The 21,080-nt window shown below is 70.2% G+C and carries 17 protein-coding genes; 5 read left to right on the top strand and 12 right to left on the bottom strand.

The window, feature by feature from the left end:
- Position 1 precedes the first annotated feature (1 nt).
- The 8 genes from prcB to B124_RS33660 all read right to left on the bottom strand — a co-directional run bounded on the left by prcB (position 2) and on the right by B124_RS33660 (position 8,436).
- Positions 2 to 847, bottom strand: coding sequence for a proteasome subunit beta (prcB, locus tag B124_RS33695; protein WP_496506824.1), 846 nt, complete (start codon positions 845 to 847; stop codon positions 2 to 4).
- Positions 799 to 1,392, bottom strand: coding sequence for an endonuclease VII domain-containing protein (locus B124_RS33690; RefSeq protein ID WP_496506823.1), 594 nt, complete (start codon positions 1,390 to 1,392; stop codon positions 799 to 801). The genes prcB and B124_RS33690 overlap by 49 nt, the downstream gene beginning before the upstream one ends.
- Positions 1,393 to 1,396: 4 nt before the next feature.
- The gene (locus tag B124_RS33685; protein WP_018836875.1) at positions 1,397 to 1,615 is read right to left on the bottom strand and encodes a ubiquitin-like protein Pup; all 219 of its coding nucleotides are present in this window, start codon (positions 1,613 to 1,615) and stop codon (positions 1,397 to 1,399) included.
- A gap of 161 nt (positions 1,616 to 1,776) precedes the next feature.
- The gene (gene dop, locus B124_RS33680; protein ID WP_496506822.1) at positions 1,777 to 3,288 is read right to left on the bottom strand and encodes a depupylase/deamidase Dop; all 1,512 of its coding nucleotides are present in this window, start codon (positions 3,286 to 3,288) and stop codon (positions 1,777 to 1,779) included.
- Between the two features lie 242 nt (positions 3,289 to 3,530).
- Positions 3,531 to 5,297 (bottom strand): proteasome ATPase, encoded by a 1,767-nt coding sequence (gene arc / locus B124_RS33675; RefSeq protein ID WP_496506821.1) that lies wholly within the window; start codon positions 5,295 to 5,297, stop codon positions 3,531 to 3,533.
- A 290-nt stretch (positions 5,298 to 5,587) separates the two neighbouring features.
- The gene (locus B124_RS33670) at positions 5,588 to 6,163 is read right to left on the bottom strand and encodes a hypothetical protein (RefSeq protein ID WP_496506820.1); all 576 of its coding nucleotides are present in this window, start codon (positions 6,161 to 6,163) and stop codon (positions 5,588 to 5,590) included.
- Positions 6,164 to 6,273: 110 nt separating this feature from the next.
- Positions 6,274 to 7,179: a tRNA (adenine-N1)-methyltransferase gene (locus B124_RS33665; protein ID WP_496506819.1), complete on the bottom strand. Its 906-nt coding sequence runs from the start codon at positions 7,177 to 7,179 to the stop codon at positions 6,274 to 6,276.
- Positions 7,180 to 7,206: 27 nt separating this feature from the next.
- On the bottom strand, positions 7,207 to 8,436 hold the full coding sequence (locus B124_RS33660) for a site-2 protease family protein (protein WP_496506818.1): 1,230 nt from the start codon (positions 8,434 to 8,436) through the stop codon (positions 7,207 to 7,209).
- A gap of 44 nt (positions 8,437 to 8,480) precedes the next feature.
- On the opposite strand from B124_RS33660, the gene B124_RS33655 reads away from it, so the two are divergent.
- Both B124_RS33655 and B124_RS33650 read left to right on the top strand, forming a co-directional pair.
- Positions 8,481 to 9,497, top strand: a complete 1,017-nt coding sequence (locus tag B124_RS33655) for a RecB family exonuclease (protein ID WP_496506817.1) — start codon at positions 8,481 to 8,483, stop codon at positions 9,495 to 9,497.
- 31 nt (positions 9,498 to 9,528) lie between these two features.
- Positions 9,529 to 10,200 (top strand): response regulator, encoded by a 672-nt coding sequence (locus B124_RS33650; protein WP_496506816.1) that lies wholly within the window; start codon positions 9,529 to 9,531, stop codon positions 10,198 to 10,200.
- A gap of 66 nt (positions 10,201 to 10,266) precedes the next feature.
- Here the strand turns inward: B124_RS33650 and B124_RS33645 are convergent, their stop codons facing one another.
- The 4 genes from B124_RS33645 to metH form a co-directional block, all read right to left on the bottom strand.
- Positions 10,267 to 11,868 carry an ABC transporter substrate-binding protein gene (locus B124_RS33645; RefSeq protein ID WP_496506815.1) on the bottom strand — a complete coding sequence of 534 codons (1,602 nt, stop codon included), beginning with the start codon at positions 11,866 to 11,868 and terminating at the stop codon, positions 10,267 to 10,269.
- A 60-nt stretch (positions 11,869 to 11,928) separates the two neighbouring features.
- Positions 11,929 to 13,533, bottom strand: coding sequence for an ABC transporter substrate-binding protein (locus B124_RS33640; RefSeq protein ID WP_496506814.1), 1,605 nt, complete (start codon positions 13,531 to 13,533; stop codon positions 11,929 to 11,931).
- Between the two features lie 341 nt (positions 13,534 to 13,874).
- On the bottom strand, positions 13,875 to 14,609 hold the full coding sequence (locus tag B124_RS33635; protein ID WP_496506813.1) for an HAD family hydrolase: 735 nt from the start codon (positions 14,607 to 14,609) through the stop codon (positions 13,875 to 13,877).
- A gap of 181 nt (positions 14,610 to 14,790) precedes the next feature.
- Positions 14,791 to 18,333, bottom strand: coding sequence for a methionine synthase (gene metH / locus B124_RS33630; protein WP_496506812.1), 3,543 nt, complete (start codon positions 18,331 to 18,333; stop codon positions 14,791 to 14,793).
- A 258-nt stretch (positions 18,334 to 18,591) separates the two neighbouring features.
- On the opposite strand from metH, the gene B124_RS33625 reads away from it, so the two are divergent.
- From B124_RS33625 to B124_RS33615, 3 genes are all read left to right on the top strand, one after another.
- Positions 18,592 to 19,356: an IclR family transcriptional regulator gene (locus B124_RS33625; protein WP_496506811.1), complete on the top strand. Its 765-nt coding sequence runs from the start codon at positions 18,592 to 18,594 to the stop codon at positions 19,354 to 19,356.
- 191 nt (positions 19,357 to 19,547) lie between these two features.
- Positions 19,548 to 20,345 (top strand): MIP/aquaporin family protein, encoded by a 798-nt coding sequence (locus B124_RS33620; protein ID WP_496506810.1) that lies wholly within the window; start codon positions 19,548 to 19,550, stop codon positions 20,343 to 20,345.
- 85 nt (positions 20,346 to 20,430) lie between these two features.
- The coding region (locus tag B124_RS33615; protein ID WP_496506809.1) for an FGGY family carbohydrate kinase at positions 20,431 to 21,080 on the top strand (650 nt) is incomplete at its 3' end.

Genomic DNA, 21,080 nt, shown 5'->3' with positions numbered 1-21,080 from the left:
GCTACAGCACGGACGCGCGCGGGCCGTCCGGCTGCTCCAGCCGGCCGTCGACCACCGAGCGGGCGATCTCGGAGACCTCGGCCTCGGTCAGCCGGCGGAAGCCCTCGTCGGTAATGGACGTGACGATGGGGAAGATACGGCGGGTCATATCCGGCCCGCCGGTGGCGGAGTCGTCGTCCGCCGCGTCGTACAGCGCCTGGACGACGACCGTGGCGGCCTGCTCCTCCGTCAGCTCGTCGGTGAACAGCTTCTTCAGCGCACCACGCGCGAACACCGACCCGGAACCCACGGAGGCGAACCCGCGCTCCTCGGTCCGGCCGCCCGTCACGTCGTACGAGAAGATGCGGCCCTTCTCCCGCACCGGGTCCCACCCGGCGAAGAGCGGCAGCACGGCCAGACCCTGCATCGCCATGCCCAGATTGGACCGGATCATGGTGGACAGGCGGTTGGCCTTGCCCTCCAGGGAGAGCTGCGCGCCCTCGACCTTCTCGAAGTGCTCCAGCTCCAGTTGGAACAGCCGCACCATCTCCACCGCGACGCCCGCGGTGCCCGCGATGCCGATGGCCGAGTACTCGTCGGCGGGGAAGACCTTCTCGATGTCCCGCTGGGCGATCATGTTCCCCATCGTGGCGCGGCGGTCACCGGCGAGCACGACGCCGCCGGGGAAGGTCACCGCCACGATGGTGGTGCCGTGCGGCGCCTCGACGGCGCCCTTCACGGGCGGCAGCTCGCGGTTGCCCGGCAGGGCTGCAGGCGCGTGCACACCCAGGAAGTCCATGAACGACGACGAGCCGGGGGTCAGGAAGGCGGCAGGCAGGCGCCCGATGCTCCGAGGGGTGGATTCCACACGGTTCCTTCCAGGTAAGCGGCGGCACGGCGCACCGTCGCGGGGTCGTCCTGCAACTTGCCAATGGCTGAGTTGCAGTTGAAGCACAGCACGCCACGGACCTTACCGGTCCTGTGGCAGTGATCGACGTGGACGGCGGGGGCCGACAGGCAGATCGGGCAGACACCCATCTGCGACGCGATCACCCGGTCCCGCTCGGCCTCGGTGATGCCGTACTGCCGCTTGAGGTGGTCTGCACGGCCCTGGACAGCCCGACACGCTTTGCAATAGCTGGAATACCCATCGGACGACGTCGCGTTCCGCCCCCACTGATCGTGGGGCTTCACCTCCTCGCACTGCGGGCAGTACTTGCGCCCTGCAGGCACGACGGCCATTTCGCAAACGGTGCGCCCTTTGGCCGCCTGACGTTGCCGGTAGTACTCAGCAGAACACACACGACAGTACGCCTGGCGGCCGTCCGGCATCGACCTGTTGCTTGCGAACGCCTCAAGCAGCAGAGCTTTCTGGCACCGCGAGCATTTCTTCCGAACCCCCGATTCGGACATTTACCTATTCTCCACCCTTTTGCACAAATGAGCGCACAAAGTCCTCGGCATTCTCTTCGAGCACATCATCGATTTCGTCGAGAACCGAGTCCACGTCCTCCGACAGCTTCTCCTGCCGTTCCTTCAGGTCCTCGGAGACCTCGGCGTCCTGCGCCTGCTCCTCGACCTCTTCCTGGGACCGCGTGGCCTTCTGCTGACCACCGCCGGTGTCCTTGGTCGCCATTTCCCTCACCCCGCTCGGTGTCGCCCGATGGTCCTGACTGCGTCGCCCTGCAAGATCCGACCCTACAAGCTGGGGCCGACATCGGCCCGGTGCTCTCTCAACGCCCGGAGGCCACCCGGATGATTCCCCGCCACGCCGTCTTCAGCCCGGTCCGTCCCGGATCAGCCGCCCGAGAGGACCCGTACCAGCTCCTCCGCCGTGCGGCAGCGGTCCAGCAGTTCCTTGACGTGGTTGCGGGTACCCCGGAGGGGTTCCAGCGTGGGGACCCGTTGCAGAGAGTCACGGCCGGGGAGGTCGAAGATGACCGAGTCCCAGGAGGCGGCGGCGACGTCGTCCGCGTACTGGTCCAGGCACCGGCCGCGGAAGTAGGCCCTGGTGTCCTCCGGCGGTTTCTTCACGGCCCGCAGGACCTCGTCCTCGTCCAGGAGCCGCTTGAGCCGCCCGCGGGCCGCCAGCCGGTTGTACAGGCCCTTCTCGGGGCGTACGTCGGCGTACTGCAGGTCGACCAGGGCGAGGCGGGCCGCGTCCCACTCCAGGGCGTCACGGCGGCGGTAGCCCTCCAGCAGTTCCCGCTTGGCCAGCCAGTCCAGCTCGCCGGACAGGCTCATGGGGTCGGCTTCCAGCCGGTTGAGGGTGTCCTCCCAGCGGGTGAGCACGTCCTTGGTCTGCTCGTCCGCGTCCACCCCGAAGCGCTCTTCGACGTACTTGCGGGCCAGCTCGCAGTACTCCATCTGGAGCTGTACGGCGGTGAGCGTGCGCCCGCTGCGCAGCACGACCTGGTGGCGCAGCGAGGGGTCGTGGGAGACCTGGTGCAGGGTGCGCACGGGCTGTTCGACGGCGAGGTCGACGGCGATGAAGCCGTCCTCGATCATCGACAGCACCAGGGCGGTGGTGCCGAGCTTGAGGTACGTGGAGATTTCCGACAGGTTCGCGTCGCCGATGATGACGTGCAGCCTGCGGTATTTCTCGGCGTCGGCGTGCGGCTCGTCGCGGGTGTTGATGATGGGGCGTTTGAGGGTGGTTTCCAGGCCGACTTCGACTTCGAAGTAGTCGGCGCGCTGGCTGATCTGGAAGCCGTGTTCGTTGCCGTCCTGGCCGATGCCGACGCGGCCGGCGCCGGTGAAGACCTGGCGGGAGACGAAGAAGGGCGTCAGGTGGCGCACGATGTCCGAGAAGGGGGTTTCCCGCTTCATCAGGTAGTTCTCGTGGCAGCCGTAGGAGGCGCCCTTGTTGTCGGTGTTGTTCTTGTAGAGGTGGATGGGCTGTGCGCCGGGAAGCCGGCCCGCGCGTTCCGCGGCCTCGGCCATGATGCGCTCGCCTGCCTTGTCCCAGAGCACGGCGTCGCGGGGGTTGGTGACCTCCGGGGCGCTGTACTCGGGGTGGGCGTGGTCGACGTAGAGCCGGGCCCCGTTGGTGAGAATGACGTTGGCGAGGCCGATGTCCTCGTCGGTGAGCTGGCTGGCGTCGGCGGCCTCGCGCGCGAGGTCGAAGCCGCGGGCGTCCCGCAGCGGGTTCTCCTCTTCGAAGTCCCAGCGGGCGCGGCGCGCCCGGTGCATCGCCGCCGCGTAGGCGTTGACGACTTGGGACGAGGTGAGCATGGCGTTGGCGTTCGGATGGCCCGGGACGGAGATTCCGTACTCCGTCTCGATGCCCATTACTCGCCGTACGGTCATCCGGCCCTCCTTGCCCGGTGCCGTCCGCGGCCCTGGACGGCACTCGAGTACCGCAGGGTCTGCGGCACGTGTGATCCCCGCGGCGGCGATGCGCTGCACTGCGCGCCGGTACGGAAGAGCCTAGAACGCCTTGGCGGCAGTGGGGAGATCATTACAGTCATTGCTCCGGTCGGTTTGCACCCGGGGAAATACGTGTCCGGCTGCGGGCGGCCCTGTCGTCCCCCGCAGCCGGATCGCCGCATTTACAGGTACTGACCGGTGTTGGCCACCGTGTCGATCGACCGGCCGGTGTCGGCGCCCTGCTTTCCGGTGACGAGGGTGCGGATGAACACGATCCGCTCGCCCTTCTTTCCGGAGATGCGGGCCCAGTCGTCGGGGTTGGTCGTGTTGGGCAGGTCCTCGTTCTCCTTGAACTCGTCGACGCAGGCGGCGAGGAGGTGGGAGACGCGCAGGCCCTTCTGGTCGTGGTCGAGGAACGCCTTGATGGCCATCTTCTTGGCGCGGTCCACGATGTTCTCGATCATCGCGCCGGAGTTGAAGTCCTTGAAGTAGAGGACTTCCTTGTCGCCGTTGGCGTATGTGACTTCGAGAAACCTGTTCTCCTCGGACTCGGCGTACATCTGCTCGACGACGGACTGGATCATCGCGTCGACGGTGGCCTCGGGGGAGCCGCCGTGCTCGGACATGTCCTCGGCGTGCAGCGGCAGGGTCCGGGTGAGGTACTTGGAGAAGATGTCCTTGGCGGCCTCGGCGTCCGGGCGCTCGATCTTGATCTTCACGTCGAGCCGGCCGGGGCGCAGGATCGCGGGGTCGATCATGTCCTCGCGGTTGGAGGCGCCGATGACGATGACGTTCTCCAGGCCCTCGACGCCGTCGATCTCGGAGAGCAGCTGCGGGACGATGGTGTTCTCCACGTCCGAGCTGACGCCGGAGCCGCGGGTGCGGAAGAGGGAGTCCATCTCGTCGAAGAAGACGATGACGGGGGTGCCCTCGCTGGCCTTCTCGCGGGCCCGCTGGAAGACCAGGCGGATGTGCCGCTCGGTCTCGCCGACGTACTTGTTGAGCAGCTCGGGGCCCTTGATGTTGAGGAAGTAGCTCTTGCCGGCGGGGCGGCCGGTGTGCTCCGCGACCTTCTTGGCGAGGGAGTTGGCGACCGCCTTGGCGATCAGCGTCTTGCCGCAGCCGGGCGGGCCGTAGAGCAGCACGCCCTTGGGGGGCCGCAGCTCGTGCTCCTTGAAGAGGTCGGGGTGGAGGTAGGGCAGCTCGACGGCGTCCCTGATCAGCTCGATCTGGTTGCCCAGGCCGCCGATCTTGGTGTAGTCGATGTCGGGGACCTCTTCGAGGACGAGCTCTTCGACCTCGCTCTTGGGGATGACCTCGTAGACATACCCGGAGCGGGGCTCCAGGAGCAGGGCGTCGCCGGCGCGGATGGTGGTGTGCAGCAGCGGCTCGGCGAGCCGGACCACCTTCTCCTCGTCGGTGTGCCCCACCACGAGGGCGCGCTCGCCGTCCTCGAGGATCTCCTTCAGGGTGACGATGTCCCCGGAGCGCTCGAACGCCATGGCCTCGACCACGTTCAGCGCCTCGTTGAGCATCAGCTCCTGCCCGCGGCGGAGCTCGTCGAGCTCCACGCCGGGGCTGACGTTCACCCGCAGTTTGCGCCCGCCGGTGAAGATGTCCGCCGTGGCGTCGTCGTTCGCCTGGAGGAAGACGCCGAAGCCGGCGGGCGGCTGGGCCAGCCGGTCGACCTCTTCCTTCAGGGCGACGATCTGGTCGCGGGCCTCACGGAGAGTGTTGGCCAGCCGCTCGTTCTGCGCGGACACTCCGGCGAGGTTGGTCTGCAACTCGACGATGCGTTCTTCGAGGATCCTCGTGTGACGCGGCGAGTCGGCGAGCTTTCGTCGCAGGACGGCGATCTCCTGCTCAAGGTAGGCGACCTGACCGGCAGGGTCTTCGGACCCTCGACCCGGCCGGATGCCGCGGTTGGTGTCGTCGTCGTGGGCTGCCACGGTCCTCACCTCCTCCAAGGGGAGCTGGACGCTTCCTGACCCTACCTGGCCGCGTCCCACTTGAAACCCCTAGATCACAAAGACGGTCGGGGTGCATCCGATCTTCACCCGTGCGCCCGTCCTCACGCCAGGCAAATACCCATTCAGGAACATCGGAAAGCAGCCAATTGTTTCGTCTACAACGCTCAACACCCGCCAAGGGTGCCTGGAATTGCAGCGGAAGGCGACCGCTCCCCCGCCGGTTCCGGTGACCGGCGCAAAGGCGGCGCGGAGGGGGCGGGGCGGCGGGGTCAGGCCTGGGTGCCGGGGACCGGTTCCGCGGTGAGGCGGAAGCGGTCGTCCTCCCACGTCCAGGTCACGTTGCGCTGCTTGTCCGGCTTGCTGCGGGGCACGTCGGGCGAGGAGTAGCCGAGGAGAGTGGCCGAAATCTCATTTTCGCGGACAGCGAATGCCCCGACGCTCATGCCCTCGGCCGGGTCGAGGAGGGTGGCGGTCACGCGCGGTGACTGCCCGGGCTCCGCGGGGGCGGAGACGACGTACATCCCGCTGGGCGGGGAGCCGGCGGCGGCCCGGCAGCGCACCACGGCCACGGTCTCGGCGCGGCCGTCGGCGTCGAAGTCCGCGGAGCCGTGCTTGAAGACCTCCGGCTCGGTGCCCGCGCAGTCCACCGGGTAGCGGGCGGCGCCGGCGTTCGGTCCGGGGGCGGGTCTGCCGCCGTCGCCCCTGCCGTCGTTGCCGGCGGCCTCGTTCGGGGGCTGGATGAGGGCCGCGAGGGCGATGACGGCGGCCATGGCGGTCGCGGTGGCGACCCAGTGGACCGCGCGGGGGTGCGTGTGCGGGAGGTCGGCGCCGGGCAGAGGCTGCACGGGTGAGGCTCCTGGGAGGGCTGGGAGGGCCGTGGGGAGGCCAGCATGGTGTCACACACCGGCCGCCCGCGGAACGACCCCTGCCGCTTCGGTCCGGGTTCCCTGCCGGTTCAGTCGCCCGCGGCGGCCCGCTGGCCGCCGGGACCGGTGTAATCCTCCCCGTACGCCCCCTTCGCGGGCCGGCGGCGGCGCAGCGGCGGCTCGACGCCGTCGGCGAGCCTGCGGGCGGTGAGCAGGAAGCCGGTGTGGCCGATCATGCGGTGGTCGGGGCGTACGGCCAGGCCCTCGACGTGCCAGTTGCGCAGCATGGTCTCCCACGCCTGCGGCTCGTTGAAGTTGCCGTGTTCGCGGATGGATTCCACGGTGCGGGCGAGCTGGGTGGTGGTGGCGACGTACGCGCAGAGGATGCCGCCGGGCACCAGGGCCTTGGCGACCGCGTCCAGGCACTCCCAGGGCGCGAGCATGTCCAGGATGACCCGGTCGACGTCGGTGTCGGAGAGGTTGTCCTGCAGGTCGCCGACGGTGAGCTGCCAGGCGGGGTGGGGGCCGCCGAAGTAGCGCTCGACGTTCTGCCGGGCGACGTCGGCGAAGTCCGTGCGGCGCTCGTAGGAGTGGAGCATGCCGCTGTCGCCGACGGCGCGCAGCAGGAAGCTGGTCAGCGATCCGGAGCCGACGCCCGCCTCGACCACGCGCGCGCCGGGGAAGACGTCGGCGAACGCCAGGATCTGGCCGGCGTCCTTGGGATAGACGACGGCCGCTCCGCGCGGCATGGACAGGACGTAGTCGGGGAGCAGGGGGCGCAGCGCGAGATACGGGACGTTGCCCGTGGTGCGCACGACGGTTCCCTCGGGGGCGTCGATCAGCTCGTCGTGCGGGAAGGAGCCCTTGTGGGTGTGGAAGGACTTCCCGGCTTCGAGCGTGAACGTGTAGTGGCGGCCCTTGGGGTCGGTGAGCTGTACCTGGTCCCCGACCTGGAAGGGCCCGCGGCGGCGGGCGGCACCGGTCGGCTGGGACATGGCGCCAACCTTACCGGCCTGCGGTGGTCAGGGCTGCGGCCGGGCCATGGCGGCGACGAAGGCGCGCTCGACGTCGGCGGTGGCGAGCACCCCGTAGATGTGGCCGGTCTCCTCCAGCACGAGGTACTCGCTGTGGGGGCTCTCGCGCAGGTGCTCCAGCAGTTGTTCGCCGGTCAGCTCGGCGGAGAGCTTCATCTCGTCCGTGAGGTCCTGGGAGAGGGAGCTGACGGCCACCCAGGGGCGGCGGTGGGCGGGGGTCTGGGCGATGGCCGAGCCGCGTACGACACCGGTGGGATCGCCGCGGCCGTCGACGACGACCAGGGCGCGGGCGCCGGCGGCGTCGGCCCGGCGCAGCGCCTCGGACAGCGGGGTGTCGGCGGTGACGGGGGCCGCCCGGCGGGTGAGGGCGCGGGCGCGCAGCTCGGGCAGGCGCTCGCGCAGCCGGGCCATGCGCAGGCTGTTGCCGGCGCCGGTCCAGATGATCGCGGCGAGGATCGCCGCCAGCAGGGCGTCGGTGACGGTGTCGGCGCTGCCGGGGTCGGAGGCCCGGGAGTGGGTGAACAGCGGGAGGCCGACGAGCGTGGCCAGGGCCAGCGCACGGCCCACCCAGGCGGCGACGACCGTGCCGGTCATGGGTTTGCCGCTGACCTTCCACACCACGGCGCGCAGCATCCGGCCGCCGTCCAGCGGCAGGCCGGGCAGCAGGTTGAAGACCGCCACGATGAGGTTGGAGATCGTCAGCGCGGCGAGCAGCACCGCCGGCACGGTGTCCTGCTCGACGAGCTGGAGGGCGCCGTAGAAGCCGCCGGCGAGCACCAGCGAGAGCAGCGGCCCGGCGAAGGCGAGCCAGAACTCGCGGCCGGGGGTCTCGGACTCCTTCTCGATCTCGGAGACGCCGCCGAAGAACTGAAGCTGGATGCGGCGTACGGGCAGCTTGTAGTGGAGGGCGACGCGGGTGTGGGCGAGCTCGTGGACGAGCACGGAGGCGTAGAAGGCGACGGCGAAGAACAGGGCGATGACGTACCGCAGGGCGCCCAGCTCCGGCAGGATCCGTTCGAGCTGGCCGCCGAAGACCCAGGTGATGAGCGCGGCGACGAGGAACCAGCTCGGGGCGACGTACACGGGCACGCCGAACGGGCGGCCCATGAGGATGCCGCCGCCGCGGCCGGGCCGATCGCCCCTGCGCTCCTCGCTCACAACTTCCTCTCCTGCCCGCTCGCCGGCGCCGGTTTCCCCGCCCGCCGGTCCGGCCTGCATGGTATGCCGCCTGATGTCGGTCCCGGGCTCTAGGGTCGTACACCATGAGTACCCGCACCGACACCGGCAACCACCCCGCGGACCCCGTCCCGCCGCCCGGGCAGGACGCCGGACCGGACGTGCCACGGGCGCCGGCGCCGCCCCGGTCGCTGTCTCCCTCCCGCGCGGCTGACTTCATGACCTGCCCGCTGATGTACCGCTTCCGGGTGATCGACAGGCTGCCGGAGAAGCCGCGCGCCTCGGCGGCCCGCGGGACGCTGGTGCACGCGGTGCTGGAGCGCCTCTTCGACGATCCTGCTGCCGAGCGTACGCCGCGGCGGGCGCGGGCGCTGGTGGCGCCGGCGTGGGAGCGGCTGCTCGCGGACCGGCCGGAGCTGGCGGAGCTGTTCCCGGACGGCGACGCGGCGGCGGACGGCGCGGAGGGCGGCGCAGCGGACGGGGCGACGGGTGGTCCGGACGGGGCCGCGGGGCGGCTGGCGGAGTGGCTGGCCGGGGCCGAGCGGCTCGTGGAGCGGTGGTTCACACTGGAGGACCCGGCGCATCTGGAGCCCGCGGAGCGGGAGCTGTTCGTGGAGACCGTGCTGGCCTCCGGGCTGAAGCTGCGCGGCGTCATCGACCGGGTCGACGTGGCGCCGACGGGCGAGGTCCGCGTCGTGGACTACAAGACCGGCAAGGCGCCCCCGCCTGAGTACGCCGCGGATGCCCTCTTCCAGATCAAGTTCTACGCGCTGGTGCTGTGGCGGCTGCGCGGCAGCGTCCCGCGCCGGCTGCAGTTGGTCTACCTGGGCAGCGGTGACGTGCTGACGTACGACCCGGACGAGGCCGATCTGCGCGGCGTGGAGCGCAAGGTGCTCGCCCTGTGGCAGGCGATCCGGCGGGCGACGGAGAGCGGTGACTGGCGGCCCAGGCCGGGCCGGCTGTGCGACTGGTGCGACTTCAAGGACTCCTGCCCGGCCTTCGGCGGCACCCCGCCCCCGTATCCGCTGACCGGCGTCGACCTGGGGCTGCCGCAGCCCCGCCCGGCCGGGGACGGGGCGCAGGGCAGAATGGACACCGCCTGACAGTCCGTCCGGCCGAGGAAGAGGAGACCCTGTGGCCATCCGCGTCCTGCTCGTCGACGACCAGCCGCTGCTGCGCACCGGCTTCCGCATGATCCTGGAGGCCGAGCAGGACATCGCCGTCGTCGGCGAGGCCGGTGACGGCCTGCAGGCGCTCGACCAGGTCCGGGCGCTGCAGCCGGACGTGGTGCTGATGGACATCCGCATGCCCCGCATGGACGGGGTGGAGGCCACCCGGCAGATCACCGGCGCCGGCCGGGACGGGCCCGCGAAGGTGCTGGTGCTGACGACCTTCGACCTCGATGAGTACGTGGTGGAGGCGCTGCGCGCCGGGGCCAGCGGCTTTCTGCTGAAGGACGCGCCGGCCGGCGAGCTGGTGCAGGCGATCCGGGTGGTGGCCGCGGGGGACGCGATGCTGGCCCCGAGCATCACCAGGCGGCTGCTCGACAAGTTCGCGACCAAGCTGCCGACGGGTGAGCAGGACGTGCCGGACACCCTGGGCACGCTCACCGAGCGGGAGGTCGAGGTGCTGAAGCTGGTCGCCCGCGGGCTGTCGAACGCGGAGATCGCCGCCGACCTGTTCGTCAGCGAGACGACGGTGAAGACCCATGTGGGCCACGTGCTGACCAAGCTGAGCCTGCGCGACCGCGTCCAGGCCGCGGTGTACGCGTACGAGAGCGGGCTGGTGCGCCCCGGCTCGTCCTGAGCGAGGCCCGGGAGCCCCCGTGCGAGGGGCTCCCGGTCGTGTCCGGCCCTCAGGCCGGGCGGCGGCTCACTCCGCGCCCTTGGAGATCTCCCAGAAGCGGAAGACCGTCGAGGCGTCGAGCGTCCACTCCAGGCCGAGGATGTTCTCCCGGGCAGCCGCGTACTGCTTGCCCTGCCACAGCGGTATGACGGGCAGTTGGTCGGCGACGATGTCCTGCAGCTCGCCGTAGGCGTCCACCGTGGCCGTGCGCTCCGACTGCGCCGCGGTCGCCGGTATCAGCTCGCTGGTGATCCGGCCCGGCTCGTAGTTGTTGGCTAGCACGTTGTCCTCGCCGAAGAACGGCGCGGTGAAGTTGTCCGGGTCCGGGTAGTCGGGCACCCAGCCCTTGACGTAGACGCCGTACGCGCCCTTCTCAATACCCTTCTCGAACTCGTCCAGCGGCACGGACTTCACGTCCGCCTCGAACAGGCCGCTGGCGTTGAGCTGCTCGGCGATCAGCTCGAAGGACGGCACCGTGCCGGGCCCGTAGCGCTCGGGCGTGGCGTACAGCGTGACGCGGACCTTCTCGTCGATGCCCGCCTGGCGCAGCGTCTGCTCGGCCCTGGCCGGGTCGGGGCGGTCGCCGTAGGTGTCGTAGAAGGCGGTGTTGTGGCCGGTGATGCCGGCGGGGACGATCGAGTACAGCTCCTCGGCGGTGCCCTCGTAGACCTCGCGGACCAGCGCATTGCGGTCGATGAGATACGCGAACGCCTTGCGCACCGCGGCGTTGCCGGCGACCGGGTCGTTCATGTTGAAGACCAGGTGCTGCACCTCGGCGCTGGTGCCCTCGACGAGCTGGATCTTCTGGCCGGCCCCGGCCTGGTCCTGCAGCTCGGCGATGTCGTTCATCGCCAGGCCGCGGTAGGCCAGGTCGACGTCGCCGTTCTCCAGGTCGGTCTTCAGCTCGTCGTCGCCGCCGGAGCCGCCGTACAGCTTCAGCGTCATCCCGGAGTTCTGCACCTCGGCGGTGCCCTTGTAGCCGGAGTTGACCGAGAACTCGGCCTCCTTGCCCTCCTCGTAGGAGTCCAGCCTGTACGGTCCCGACCCGACGGCCTTGCCGTCCTCGCGCAGCTTGTCCTTGGGGTAGGAGTCGCTGTCGACGATCGAGCCGGCGCCGGAGGCGATCTTCATGGGGAAGGTCGCGTCGGGGTAGTCCAGCCGGAACGTCACGGTCAGCTCGTCGGGCGTCTCGATCTCGCCGACCGAGTCGAGCATGACGGCGGGGCCCGCGGGGTCGTCGATGCCGATGGTGCGCTCGAAGGAGAACTTCACGTCCTCGGAGGTGAGTTCTGAGCCGTTCGAGAACGTCAGCCCGTCCTGCAGCTTGCAGGTGTAGACGCGGCTGTCGGCGCCCTCGAAGGCGCACTCCTTCGCGACCTCGGGCTCGGGCTCCGTGGCGCCCTTGGGGAAGCTCAGCAGGGACTGGAAGACGTTGTTGAACACCAGCCAGGAGCCGGGGTCGTAGCCCGCGGCCGGGTCGATGGCCGTGACCTCGTCGGTCATCCCCATCACGACCGCGTCGCCGGAGCCGGCCCCCGATCCGGAGTCCGAGCCGCAGCCGGCGGCGAGCAGGACGGTGGCCATGGCGGCGCCGAGGGGTGGGGCGAGCCGCTGGACAGCCTTCTTCACGTGTGTGGGTTCCTTCACTCGGGTCGGGTTCTGTGACCGGCGCGGCACCGCCGGTGGCCCCTACTCGCTCAGCCCGCGCCGCAGCTCCCACAGCTGCAGCGTCGACGACGAGTTGAGCGCCCATTCCGCCCCCGTGACGGTGTCGCGCGCCGCGATGTACTGCTTGCCCTGCCAGAGCGGGAGGTACGGGACGTCGGTGGCGAGGACGTCCTGTATCCGCTCGAAGCTCTCCGTCGTGCGCTCCCGCTGTGCTTCCTGGCGGGTCCGCGGGATGAGGTCCTCGATGACGGAGCTGTCGTAGTTGTTGAAGGTGAAGTTCTCCTCGCCGACGAACGGCCCGGTGAACGTGTCGGGGTCGGGGAAGTCGGGGTACCAGTGCAGGCCGTAGACGGCGTACCGGCCCTCCGCGTAGTCCTTCTTGTACGACTCCCAGGTCTCGCCCTTGACGGTGGCCTCGAAAAGACCGGACCGGTTGAGCTGGTCGCGCAGCTCCTCGAACTCTGCCTTCGTCGTCTCGCCGTAGTGGTCGGTGCTGTAGTTCAGGGTGAGCTCGACGGGCGTCTGGACGCCCGCCTCCCGCAGCAGCTCGCGGGCGGCGTCGGCGTCCGGGCGGTCGCCGTAGGCGTCGTGGAAAGCGGTGTTGTGGCCGACTATGCCGCGCGGGATCATCGCGAACAGCGGCTCGACGGTGCGCTGGTAGACGTCGCGCGCGAGCTTCGTCCTGTCGATCACCTCGGCCGCCGCCCGGCGCACGGCCCGGTCCTTCACGGTCGGGTTCTCCACGTCGAAGACGAGGTAGGCGATCTCGGCGCCGGGCGTCTCGAAGAGGCGGACGTCGGTGTCGGTGCCCTCGTCGAGGCGGTTGATCTGCTCCGGCTTCAGGCTGCGGCCCATCACGTCGATGTCGCCGCCGGAGATGGCCTCCTCCATGCTCTTGGAGCCGTCGAAGTACCGGACCTCGACCGCGTCGTTCTGCGGTTCCACGGCGCCCTCGTAGTCGCCGTTGCCGGTGTAGACGGCCTTGGTGGCGACGTCGTCCTCGTGCTCCACCTTCAGGCTGTACGGGCCGGAGCCGGCGATCTCGAAGCCCTCGTAGAGCTTGTCCTTCGCGTAGACCTCGCTGTCGACGATGGCCGCGGCGGGGGTGGCGAGCTTGAGAGGGAACGTTGCATCCGGCGTCTTGAGATGGAAGACCACGGTCCGTTCGTCGGGGGTCTCCACCGTGTCGACGTTGGCGAGCAGCGGGAACGGGCCGTTGGGGTTCTTGATCTTCAGCATCCGCTCGATGGAGAACTTGACGTCCTCGGCCGTGAGGTCGTGGCCGTTGGTGAAGGTCAGGCCGTCGCGGAGCGTGCAGCGGTACTGCTCGCTGAGCCGGTCGGCGAACCCGCACTGCTCGGCGGCGTCGGGCTGGGGCTCCGAGCCCGTACGCGGCATCCGCATCAGCGTCTGGAAGGTGTTCTGCAGGACGTTCCAGGAGTTGATGTCGTACGCCGTGGCCGGGTCGAGCGGGGCGGGGTTGTCCTCCGACAGCTCCAGCTTGTCGGTCGTGCCCACCACGATCGCGTCGTCGCCTCCGCCGGAGTCACCCACAACGCCGCAGGAGGCAAAGGCCGGGGCGAGCATCCCCAGCAGTGCGGGCAGCACCAACGACTTACGAATCATGGTCGACTTTTCTCCCTCGGACGTCCCCGGAGAGATTAGCCGTAGCACCCAGCCGGGCCGGGCCGCAGGGAAGTTGAGAAGGAATCACGCACCGATTACACCCGGCGCCTTTCCGATAACCGGACGCGGGAACAATGGCCGCGAACCTGAATCAAACCGGGCACAGAGAGGCACACCGCGGTTCCTCCGGGGCCCGTTCAGCACACCCCCGCGCACCTGTCGAGAGGCGGGAATGTGAGAAAGCTCACTCTATCGATTCCGCGCCGTGCGGCGGCAATGGGGTAACGCCTTTCGTCACGCAAAATACATGAACCGCTGCGCGGAGTTTACCCGCAGCTTTCTCACTGGAGGCGCTCGACTACGGAGCGGAGAAACGGGAGATCGACTTCCGTGAGAGAACGCACAAGGTGCCGTCCCGGCGCCGGCTCGATCGGCGCCACCGACGGCACCGCCACGACGGCGCAGCCGGCCGCCTCCGCCGCCGCCACGCCGGTGAGGGTGTCCTCGACCACGGCGCAGCGGCGCGGGTCGGCACCGAGGGCCGCCGCGGCGTGCAGGTACGGGTCGGGGTACGGCTTCGTGCGCGCTATCTCGTCGCCGGCCACGGAGAGGTGGAACTCGTGGCCGAGGGAGCGCAGCACCCGGTCGATGATGCGCCGGTGGGAGGCGGAGACGAGGGCCGTGGGCACGTCGTGCGCGGCGAGTTCGGTGAGCAGCCGCCGGGCGCCGGGCATGAGGGGCACGTCACCGTCGACGAGCTCCTCGAAGCGCGTGTTGAGGCGGACGGTCAGCTCGGCCAGGCCGATGTCGGCGCCGGTGGTGGCGATGAGGTACGCGGCGCTGCGCGCCATCGGGCCGCCGACGACGACCCGGCGCTGCTCCTCGGTCAGCTCGTGTCCGAACTCGGCGAAGACCGAGACCTCCGCGGCCCACCAGAAACCCTCGGTGTCCACGAGGGTGCCGTCCATGTCGAGCAGTACGGCCTGCGGGGCCGTACCGCGGACGGACCGCACCCGGCGGGCCGGGACGGTGCTCTGAGCCGTTCGGGTGCCTTCAGCGGGGATGCTGCCGGTCATCCGCTCACCTCCCTCGAAGGGGCGCAAAGGCCGGCCGCCAGAAGCGACCGGCCTGTTCCGGACCGACCAGTGTAAGCCGACTGTCCGGAAAACGCCCGGGGAGACCGTTCGGGGCGCTTTCCGGGCCCGGCTGTGTACGCGCCGGGGTACAGGCCGGGTGCGGGCCGGGTACGGGCGGCGCTCAGCGGGCGTTGAAGTACTTCGCCTCGGGGTGGTGGATGACGATCGCGTCCGTGGACTGCTCCGGGTGCAGCTGGAACTCCTCGGAGAGCTTCACCCCGATCCGCTCCGGCTCCAGCAGCTCGGCGATCTTCGCCCGGTCCTCCAGGTCCGGGCACGCGCCGTACCCCAGGGAGAAGCGGGCGCCGCGGTACTTCAGCGCGAACATGTCCTCGATCTGCGCCGGGTCCTCGCCGCTGTAGCCCAGCTCGGCGCGTACCCGCGCGTGCCAGTACTCCGCCAGCGCCTCGGCGAGCTGCACGGAGAGCCCGTGCAGCTCCAGGTACTCGCGGTAGGAGTCGGCGACGAACAGCTCGGCGGTGGCCTCGCCGATCTTCGAGCCGACGGTGACGATCTGGAAGCCGACGACGTCGGTCTCGCCGGAGTCCTCCGGCCGGAAGAAGTCCGCCAGGCACAGCCGCCGGCCGCGCCGCTGGCGCGGGAAGGTGAAGCGGGTGCGCTCGCTGCCGTCGTCGCCCAGGACGATCAGGTCGTCGCCCTTGGAGACACAGGGGAAGTAGCCGTAGACGACGGCCGCCTCCAGCAGGTTGCCGGTCTGCAGCCGGTCCAGCAGCCCGCGCAGCCGCGGCCGGCCCTCGGTGGCGACCAGGTCCTCGTACGACGGGCCGCCGCCGCGCGGCGCCTTCAGCCCCCACTGGCCCTTGAACAGCGCGCCCTCGTCCAGCCAGGAGGCGTAGTCGGCCTGCTGGATGCCCTTGACGACCCGGGTGCCCCAGAACGGCGGGGCGGGCACGGGGTTGTCGGTGGCGACGTCGGAGCGGGCGGGGACGCCCTCGCCCTCGTCGGCGGCCGGCGCGGGGGTGCTCGCGCGTACCCGGCGGGGGCGCAGCTCGGGCAGCTCGGCGCCGGGGACGCCGCGCTTGACGCCGATGAGGGCGTCCATGAGCCGCAGCCCCTCGAAGGCGTCGCGGGCGTAGCGGACCTCACCCTCGTAGACCTCGTGCAGATCCTGCTCGACGTACGCGCGGGTGAGCGCGGCGCCGCCGAGGATCACCGGGTACCGGGAGGCCAGCCGGCGCTGGTTGAGCTCCTCCAGGTTCTCCTTCATGATCACCGTCGACTTCACCAGCAGCCCGGACATTCCGATCACGTCGGCCGCGTGTTCCTCCGCCGCCTCCAGGATGGCCGAAACAGGCTGCTTGATACCGAGGTTGACCACGTTGTAGCCGTTGTTGGACAGGATGATGTCGACGAGGTTCTTGCCGATGTCGTGGACGTCGCCGCGCACGGTGGCCAGCACGATCGTGCCCTTGCCGGAGCCGCCCTGGCCGTCCTCGACCTTCTCCATGTGCGGCTCCAGATAGGCCACCGCGGTCTTCATCACCTCGGCGGACTGGAGCACGAACGGCAGTTGCATCTGCCCGGAGCCGAAGAGCTCGCCGACCGTCTTCATGCCGTCCAGCAGCGTCTCGTTGACGATGTCCAGGGCCGGCCGCTCGGTGAGCGCGGTGTCGAGGTCGGTCTCCAGGCCGTTCTTCTCGCCGTCGACGATCCGCCGCTTCAGCCGCTCCTCCAGCGGCAGCGCGGCCAGTTCCTCGGCCTTGCCGGCCTTCATCGACTTGGTGTCGACGCCCTCGAAGAGCTCCAGCAGGCGCTGCAGCGGGTCGTACGCGGGCTCGTCGCCCTGCGCCGGCCGGCGCCGGTCGTGGATCAGGTCCAGGCAGACCTGCACCTGCTCCTCCTCCAGCCGCGCGATCGGCAGGATCTTGCTGGCGTGCACGATCGCCGAGTCGAGGCCGGCCTTCACGCACTCGTCGAGGAAGACGGAGTTGAGCACGACCCGGGCCGCCGGGTTGAGACCGAAGGAGATGTTCGACAGGCCGAGCGTGGTCTGCACGTCGGGGTGGCGGCGCTTGAGCTCGCGGATGGCCTCGATGGTGGCGAGGCCGTCGCCGCGGGACTCCTCCTGGCCGGTGCAGATGGTGAACGTCAGGCAGTCGATCAGGATGTCGGACTCGTGGATGCCCCAGTTGCCGGTGAGGTCCTCGATCAGCCGCTCGGCGATGGCGACCTTGTGCTCGGCCGTACGCGCCTGACCCTCCTCGTCGATGGTGAGCGCCATCAGGGCGGCGCCGTGCTCGCGGGCGAGGGTCGCGACGCGGGCGAAGCGCGACTCGGGGCCGGCGCCGTCCTCGTAGTTGACGGAGTTGATCACGGCCCGGCCGCCGAGCTTCTCCAGGCCGGCGCGGATCACGTCGACCTCGGTGGAGTCCAGCACGATGGGCAGCGTGGAGGCGGTGGCGAACCGGCCCGCCAGCTCGGCCATGTCGGCGACACCGTCGCGGCCGACGTAGTCGACGCACAGGTCGAGCATGTGGGCGCCCTCGCGGATCTGGTCGCGGGCCATCTCCACGCAGTCGTCCCAGCGGCCTTCGAGCATCGCCGTACGGAACTTCTTCGAGCCGTTGGCGTTGGTCCGCTCACCGATCGCCAGGTACGAGGTGTCCTGGCGGAACGGCACCGTCTGGTACAGCGACGCGGCCCCCGGCTCGGGCCGGGGCGCGCGCCCGGCCGGCTGCAGGTCCCGTACCCGCTCGGTCAACTGCCGCAGGTGCTCCGGGGTGGTGCCGCAGCAGCCGCCGACCAGGGACAGCCCGTACTCGCGGACGAACGTCTCCTGGGCGTCGGCCAGTTCGCCCGGGGTCAGCGGGTAGTGGGCGCCGTCCTTGCCGAGGACCGGGAGGCCGGCGTTGGGCATGCAGCTCAGCGGCACCCGGGAGTGCCGGGCGAGGTAGCGCAGGTGCTCGCTCATCTCGGCCGGGCCGGTCGCGCAGTTCAGCCCGATCATGTCGATGCCCAGCGGCTCCAGCGCGGTGAGCGCGGCGCCGATCTCGCTGCCGAGCAGCATCGCGCCGGTGGTCTCGACGGTCACCGAGCAGATCAGCGGCAGGTCGGCGCCGGTGGCGGCCAGCGCCCGGCGGGCGCCGAGGAGGGCGGACTTGGTCTGCAGCAGGTCCTGGGTGGTCTCCACGAGCAGCGCGTCGGCGCCACCGGCGATCATGCCCTCGGCGTTCTGCTGGTAGGCGTCGCGCAGCGTGTGGTACGCGACGTGGCCGAGGGTCGGCAGCTTGGTGCCGGGGCCCATGGAGCCCAGGACCCAGCGCTGCCGGCCGTCGCCGGCGGTGTGCGCGTCGGCGGACTCGCGGGCGATGCGCACGCCGGCCTCGGAGAGCTCGAAGATCCGGTCCGCGATGTCGTACTCGCCCAGGGCGGCGTGGTTGGCGCCGAAGGTGTTGGTCTCCACGCAGTCGACGCCGGCCGCGAAGTACTCGTCGTGCACGGAGCGGACGATGTCGGGGCGGGTGACGTTGAGGATCTCGTTGCAGCCTTCCAACTCCTGGAAGTCCGCCAGCGTGGGCTCCTGCGCCTGGAGCATCGTGCCCATGGCGCCGTCGGCCACCACCACGCGGGTGGCGAGGGCCTCGCGCAGTGCGTCGGCGCGGGTCTGCTGGCTGGCTGCGGGCTGGGACGGCTGCGAGGCCATGGGGATACTCCCTCGTGTGCGACGGCTGTCGGCTATGCGCGGCCCGCGAGGACCGGTGCACGGGCCCAGGGTATCGGCCAGAGCCGGTGCTGTCCGGGTCGTTTCACGACCCGGACAGTGCGGTTTTGCGCGGTTTTCCGGCAGACTCGTGCGCGATCGGCACTTCCGGGGTCTTCCCCGACCACCCCCCTGCGGCGTGACAATGACCGATACTGTTCAGCATTGTCGAACTGCCGGTCTCGTTGAGGAGGATCTTCCGTGGCACGGAACATCCAGTCGCTCGAGCGAGCGGCTGCGGTGCTGCGCCTGCTGGCCGGAGGAGAGCGGCGCCTGGGCCTGTCGGACGTCGCCTCCACCCTGGGGCTGGCCAAGGGCACGGCGCACGGCATCCTGCGCACGCTGCAGCAGGAGGGCTTCGTCGAGCAGGACCCGGTCTCCGGGCGGTACCAGCTCGGCGCCGAGCTGCTGCGGCTGGGCAACAGCTACCTGGACGTGCACGAGCTGCGCGCCCGCGCCCTGCCCTGGACCGACGACCTGGCCCGGGCCAGCGGCGAGAGCGTGCACCTCGGCGTGCTGCACCACCAGGGCGTGCTCATCGTCCACCACGTCTTCCGGCCCGACGACAGCCGGCAGGTGCTGGAGATAGGCGCCATGCAGCCGCTGCACAGCACGGCGCTGGGCAAGGTCCTGTGCGCCGTGGACCCGGTGGCGCACGCCGAGGCCACGGAGAGTGACCGCAGGGCCCTCACCCCCGCCACGGTCACCGAGCTGGCCGACTTCGAACAGATCCTGGAGCTGACCCGCGCCCGCGGCTGGGGCTCGGACGTCGAGGAGACCTGGGACGGCATCGCCTCCGTCGCCGCCCCCGTACGCGACCGCCGCGGCATGCCCGTGGGCGCCGTGGGCGTCACCGGGGCGGTGGAGCGGGTCTGCCCCGGCGGTGAGCTGCGGCCCGAGCTGGTGGCGGCGGTGCGCGACTGCGCCCGGGCGGTGGCCCGGGACCTGGGCGCCGGACGCTTCTGAGCCGCACGGGGCCCGCCGTCCCGCCGATTCCCCGTTTTCCCGTCACCCGGGCCTTGACGTGCCTGTGACGTGGCGCAACACTGCCGTGCACCGGTCGGCATTGTCGAACGCCTGACGACATTTTTGACGTATGGTGTTACAGCGCGGACCCGGATCCTCGTACGGACCTCCCAGGACAAAGGAGTCGCAGGATGGACCCGTCCAACTCCGACATTTTCATCGGCGAGGTGGTGGGAACCGCCTTGCTGATCGTTCTCGGTGGCGGCGTGGTGGCCGCCATCACCTTCAAGAAGTCCAAGGCTTTCCAGGCAGGCTGGAACGCGATCGCGTTCGGCTGGGGTTTCGCGGTCCTGACCGGCGCTTACGTCGCCGCCGGCGTCTCCGGGGCCCACCTCAACCCGGCGGTGACCCTCGGACTTGCGATCAAGGGCGACACCGACTGGGGCGACGTGCCCCTGTACATGGCCTCCGAGATACTCGGCGCCATCATCGGCGCCGTCTTCGTGTGGCTCGCCTACTACGGCCAGTTCCACCACCACCTCACCGACAAGGAGGTGGTCGGTCATCTCGAGAACGCGGACGTCAAGGCGATCGAGGCCCACGAGAAGGGTGCCGGCCCGGTGCTCGGCATCTTCTCCACCGGCCCGGAGATCCGCAACACGGTGCAGAACATGATGACCGAGATCATCGGCACCTTCGTCCTCGTCATCTCGATCCTCACCCAGGGGCTCAACGACGAGGGCAACGGCCTCGGTCCCCTCGGCGTGCTGATCGTCGCCCTGGTCGTCGTCAGCATCGGTCTCTCGCTCGGTGGTCCCACCGGGTACGCCATCAACCCCGCGCGCGACCTCGGGCCGCGCATCGTCCACGCCCTGCTGCCGCTGCCCAACAAGGGCGGCTCGGACTGGACCTACGCGTGGATTCCCGTCGCCGGCCCGCTGATCGGCGGCGCCCTCGCCGGTGGGCTCTACGAACTCGCCTTCGCCTGAACCGGCGCGTCCCGCCCGCCCGCCGGGCGGGGCCGCGCCGGGCACCACCTCGACCCACGCCGAACCAACGACGTATCGGAGCGACATGACCGACACACACACTGCAGGTCCGTTTATTGCGGCTATTGATCAGGGGACGACTTCGAGCCGGTGCATCGTGTTCGACACCGATGGCCGGATCGTGTCGGTGGACCAGAAGGAACACGAGCAGATCTTCCCCAAGCCCGGCTGGGTCGAGCACAACGCCACCGAGATCTGGCGCAACGTCCAGCAAGTCGTCGACGGCGCCGTCACCAAAGCCGGCATCACCTCCAGCGACGTCAAAGCCATCGGCATCACCAACCAGCGCGAAACCACCCTGCTGTGGGACAAGCACACCGGCGAACCCGTCGCCAACGCCATCGTCTGGCAGGACACCCGCACCGCAGAACTCTGCCGCCAACTCGGCGGCACCCAAGGCCAGGACCGCTTCCGCAACGCCACCGGCCTGCCCCTGGCCTCCTACTTCGCCGGCCCCAAAATCCGCTGGCTCCTCGACCACACCCCCGGCCTGCGCGAACGCGCCGAAGCCGGCGACATCCTCTTCGGCACCATGGACTCCTGGGTCATCTGGAACCTCACCGGCGGCCCCGGACGCGGCGTCCACGTCACCGACGTCACCAACGCCTCCCGCACCATGCTCATGAACCTCCAAACCCTCGACTGGGACGCATCCATCTGCCAGGCCATGGGCGT

Source organism: Streptomyces sp. CNP082, from assembly GCF_059570535.1.
This window is presented reverse-complemented; position numbering and strand designations above follow the sequence as displayed.

What these genes read in the sequence shown, in the direction of transcription:
- B124_RS33690 (WP_496506823.1), bottom strand. Translation starts at nt 1,392, where the DNA reads ATGTCCGAATCGGGGGTTCGGAAGAAATGCTCGCGGTGCCAGAAAGCT.
- B124_RS33685 (WP_018836875.1), bottom strand. Translation starts at nt 1,615, where the DNA reads ATGGCGACCAAGGACACCGGCGGTGGTCAGCAGAAGGCCACGCGGTCC.
- dop (WP_496506822.1), bottom strand. Translation starts at nt 3,288, where the DNA reads ATGACCGTACGGCGAGTAATGGGCATCGAGACGGAGTACGGAATCTCC.
- B124_RS33665 (WP_496506819.1), bottom strand. Translation starts at nt 7,179, where the DNA reads ATGTCCCAGCCGACCGGTGCCGCCCGCCGCCGCGGGCCCTTCCAGGTC.
- B124_RS33660 (WP_496506818.1), bottom strand. Translation starts at nt 8,436, where the DNA reads ATGCAGGCCGGACCGGCGGGCGGGGAAACCGGCGCCGGCGAGCGGGCA.
- B124_RS33655 (WP_496506817.1), top strand. Translation starts at nt 8,481, where the DNA reads ATGAGTACCCGCACCGACACCGGCAACCACCCCGCGGACCCCGTCCCG.
- B124_RS33640 (WP_496506814.1), bottom strand. Translation starts at nt 13,533, where the DNA reads ATGATTCGTAAGTCGTTGGTGCTGCCCGCACTGCTGGGGATGCTCGCC.
- B124_RS33635 (WP_496506813.1), bottom strand. Translation starts at nt 14,609, where the DNA reads ATGACCGGCAGCATCCCCGCTGAAGGCACCCGAACGGCTCAGAGCACC.
- metH (WP_496506812.1), bottom strand. Translation starts at nt 18,333, where the DNA reads ATGGCCTCGCAGCCGTCCCAGCCCGCAGCCAGCCAGCAGACCCGCGCC.
- B124_RS33620 (WP_496506810.1), top strand. Translation starts at nt 19,548, where the DNA reads ATGGACCCGTCCAACTCCGACATTTTCATCGGCGAGGTGGTGGGAACC.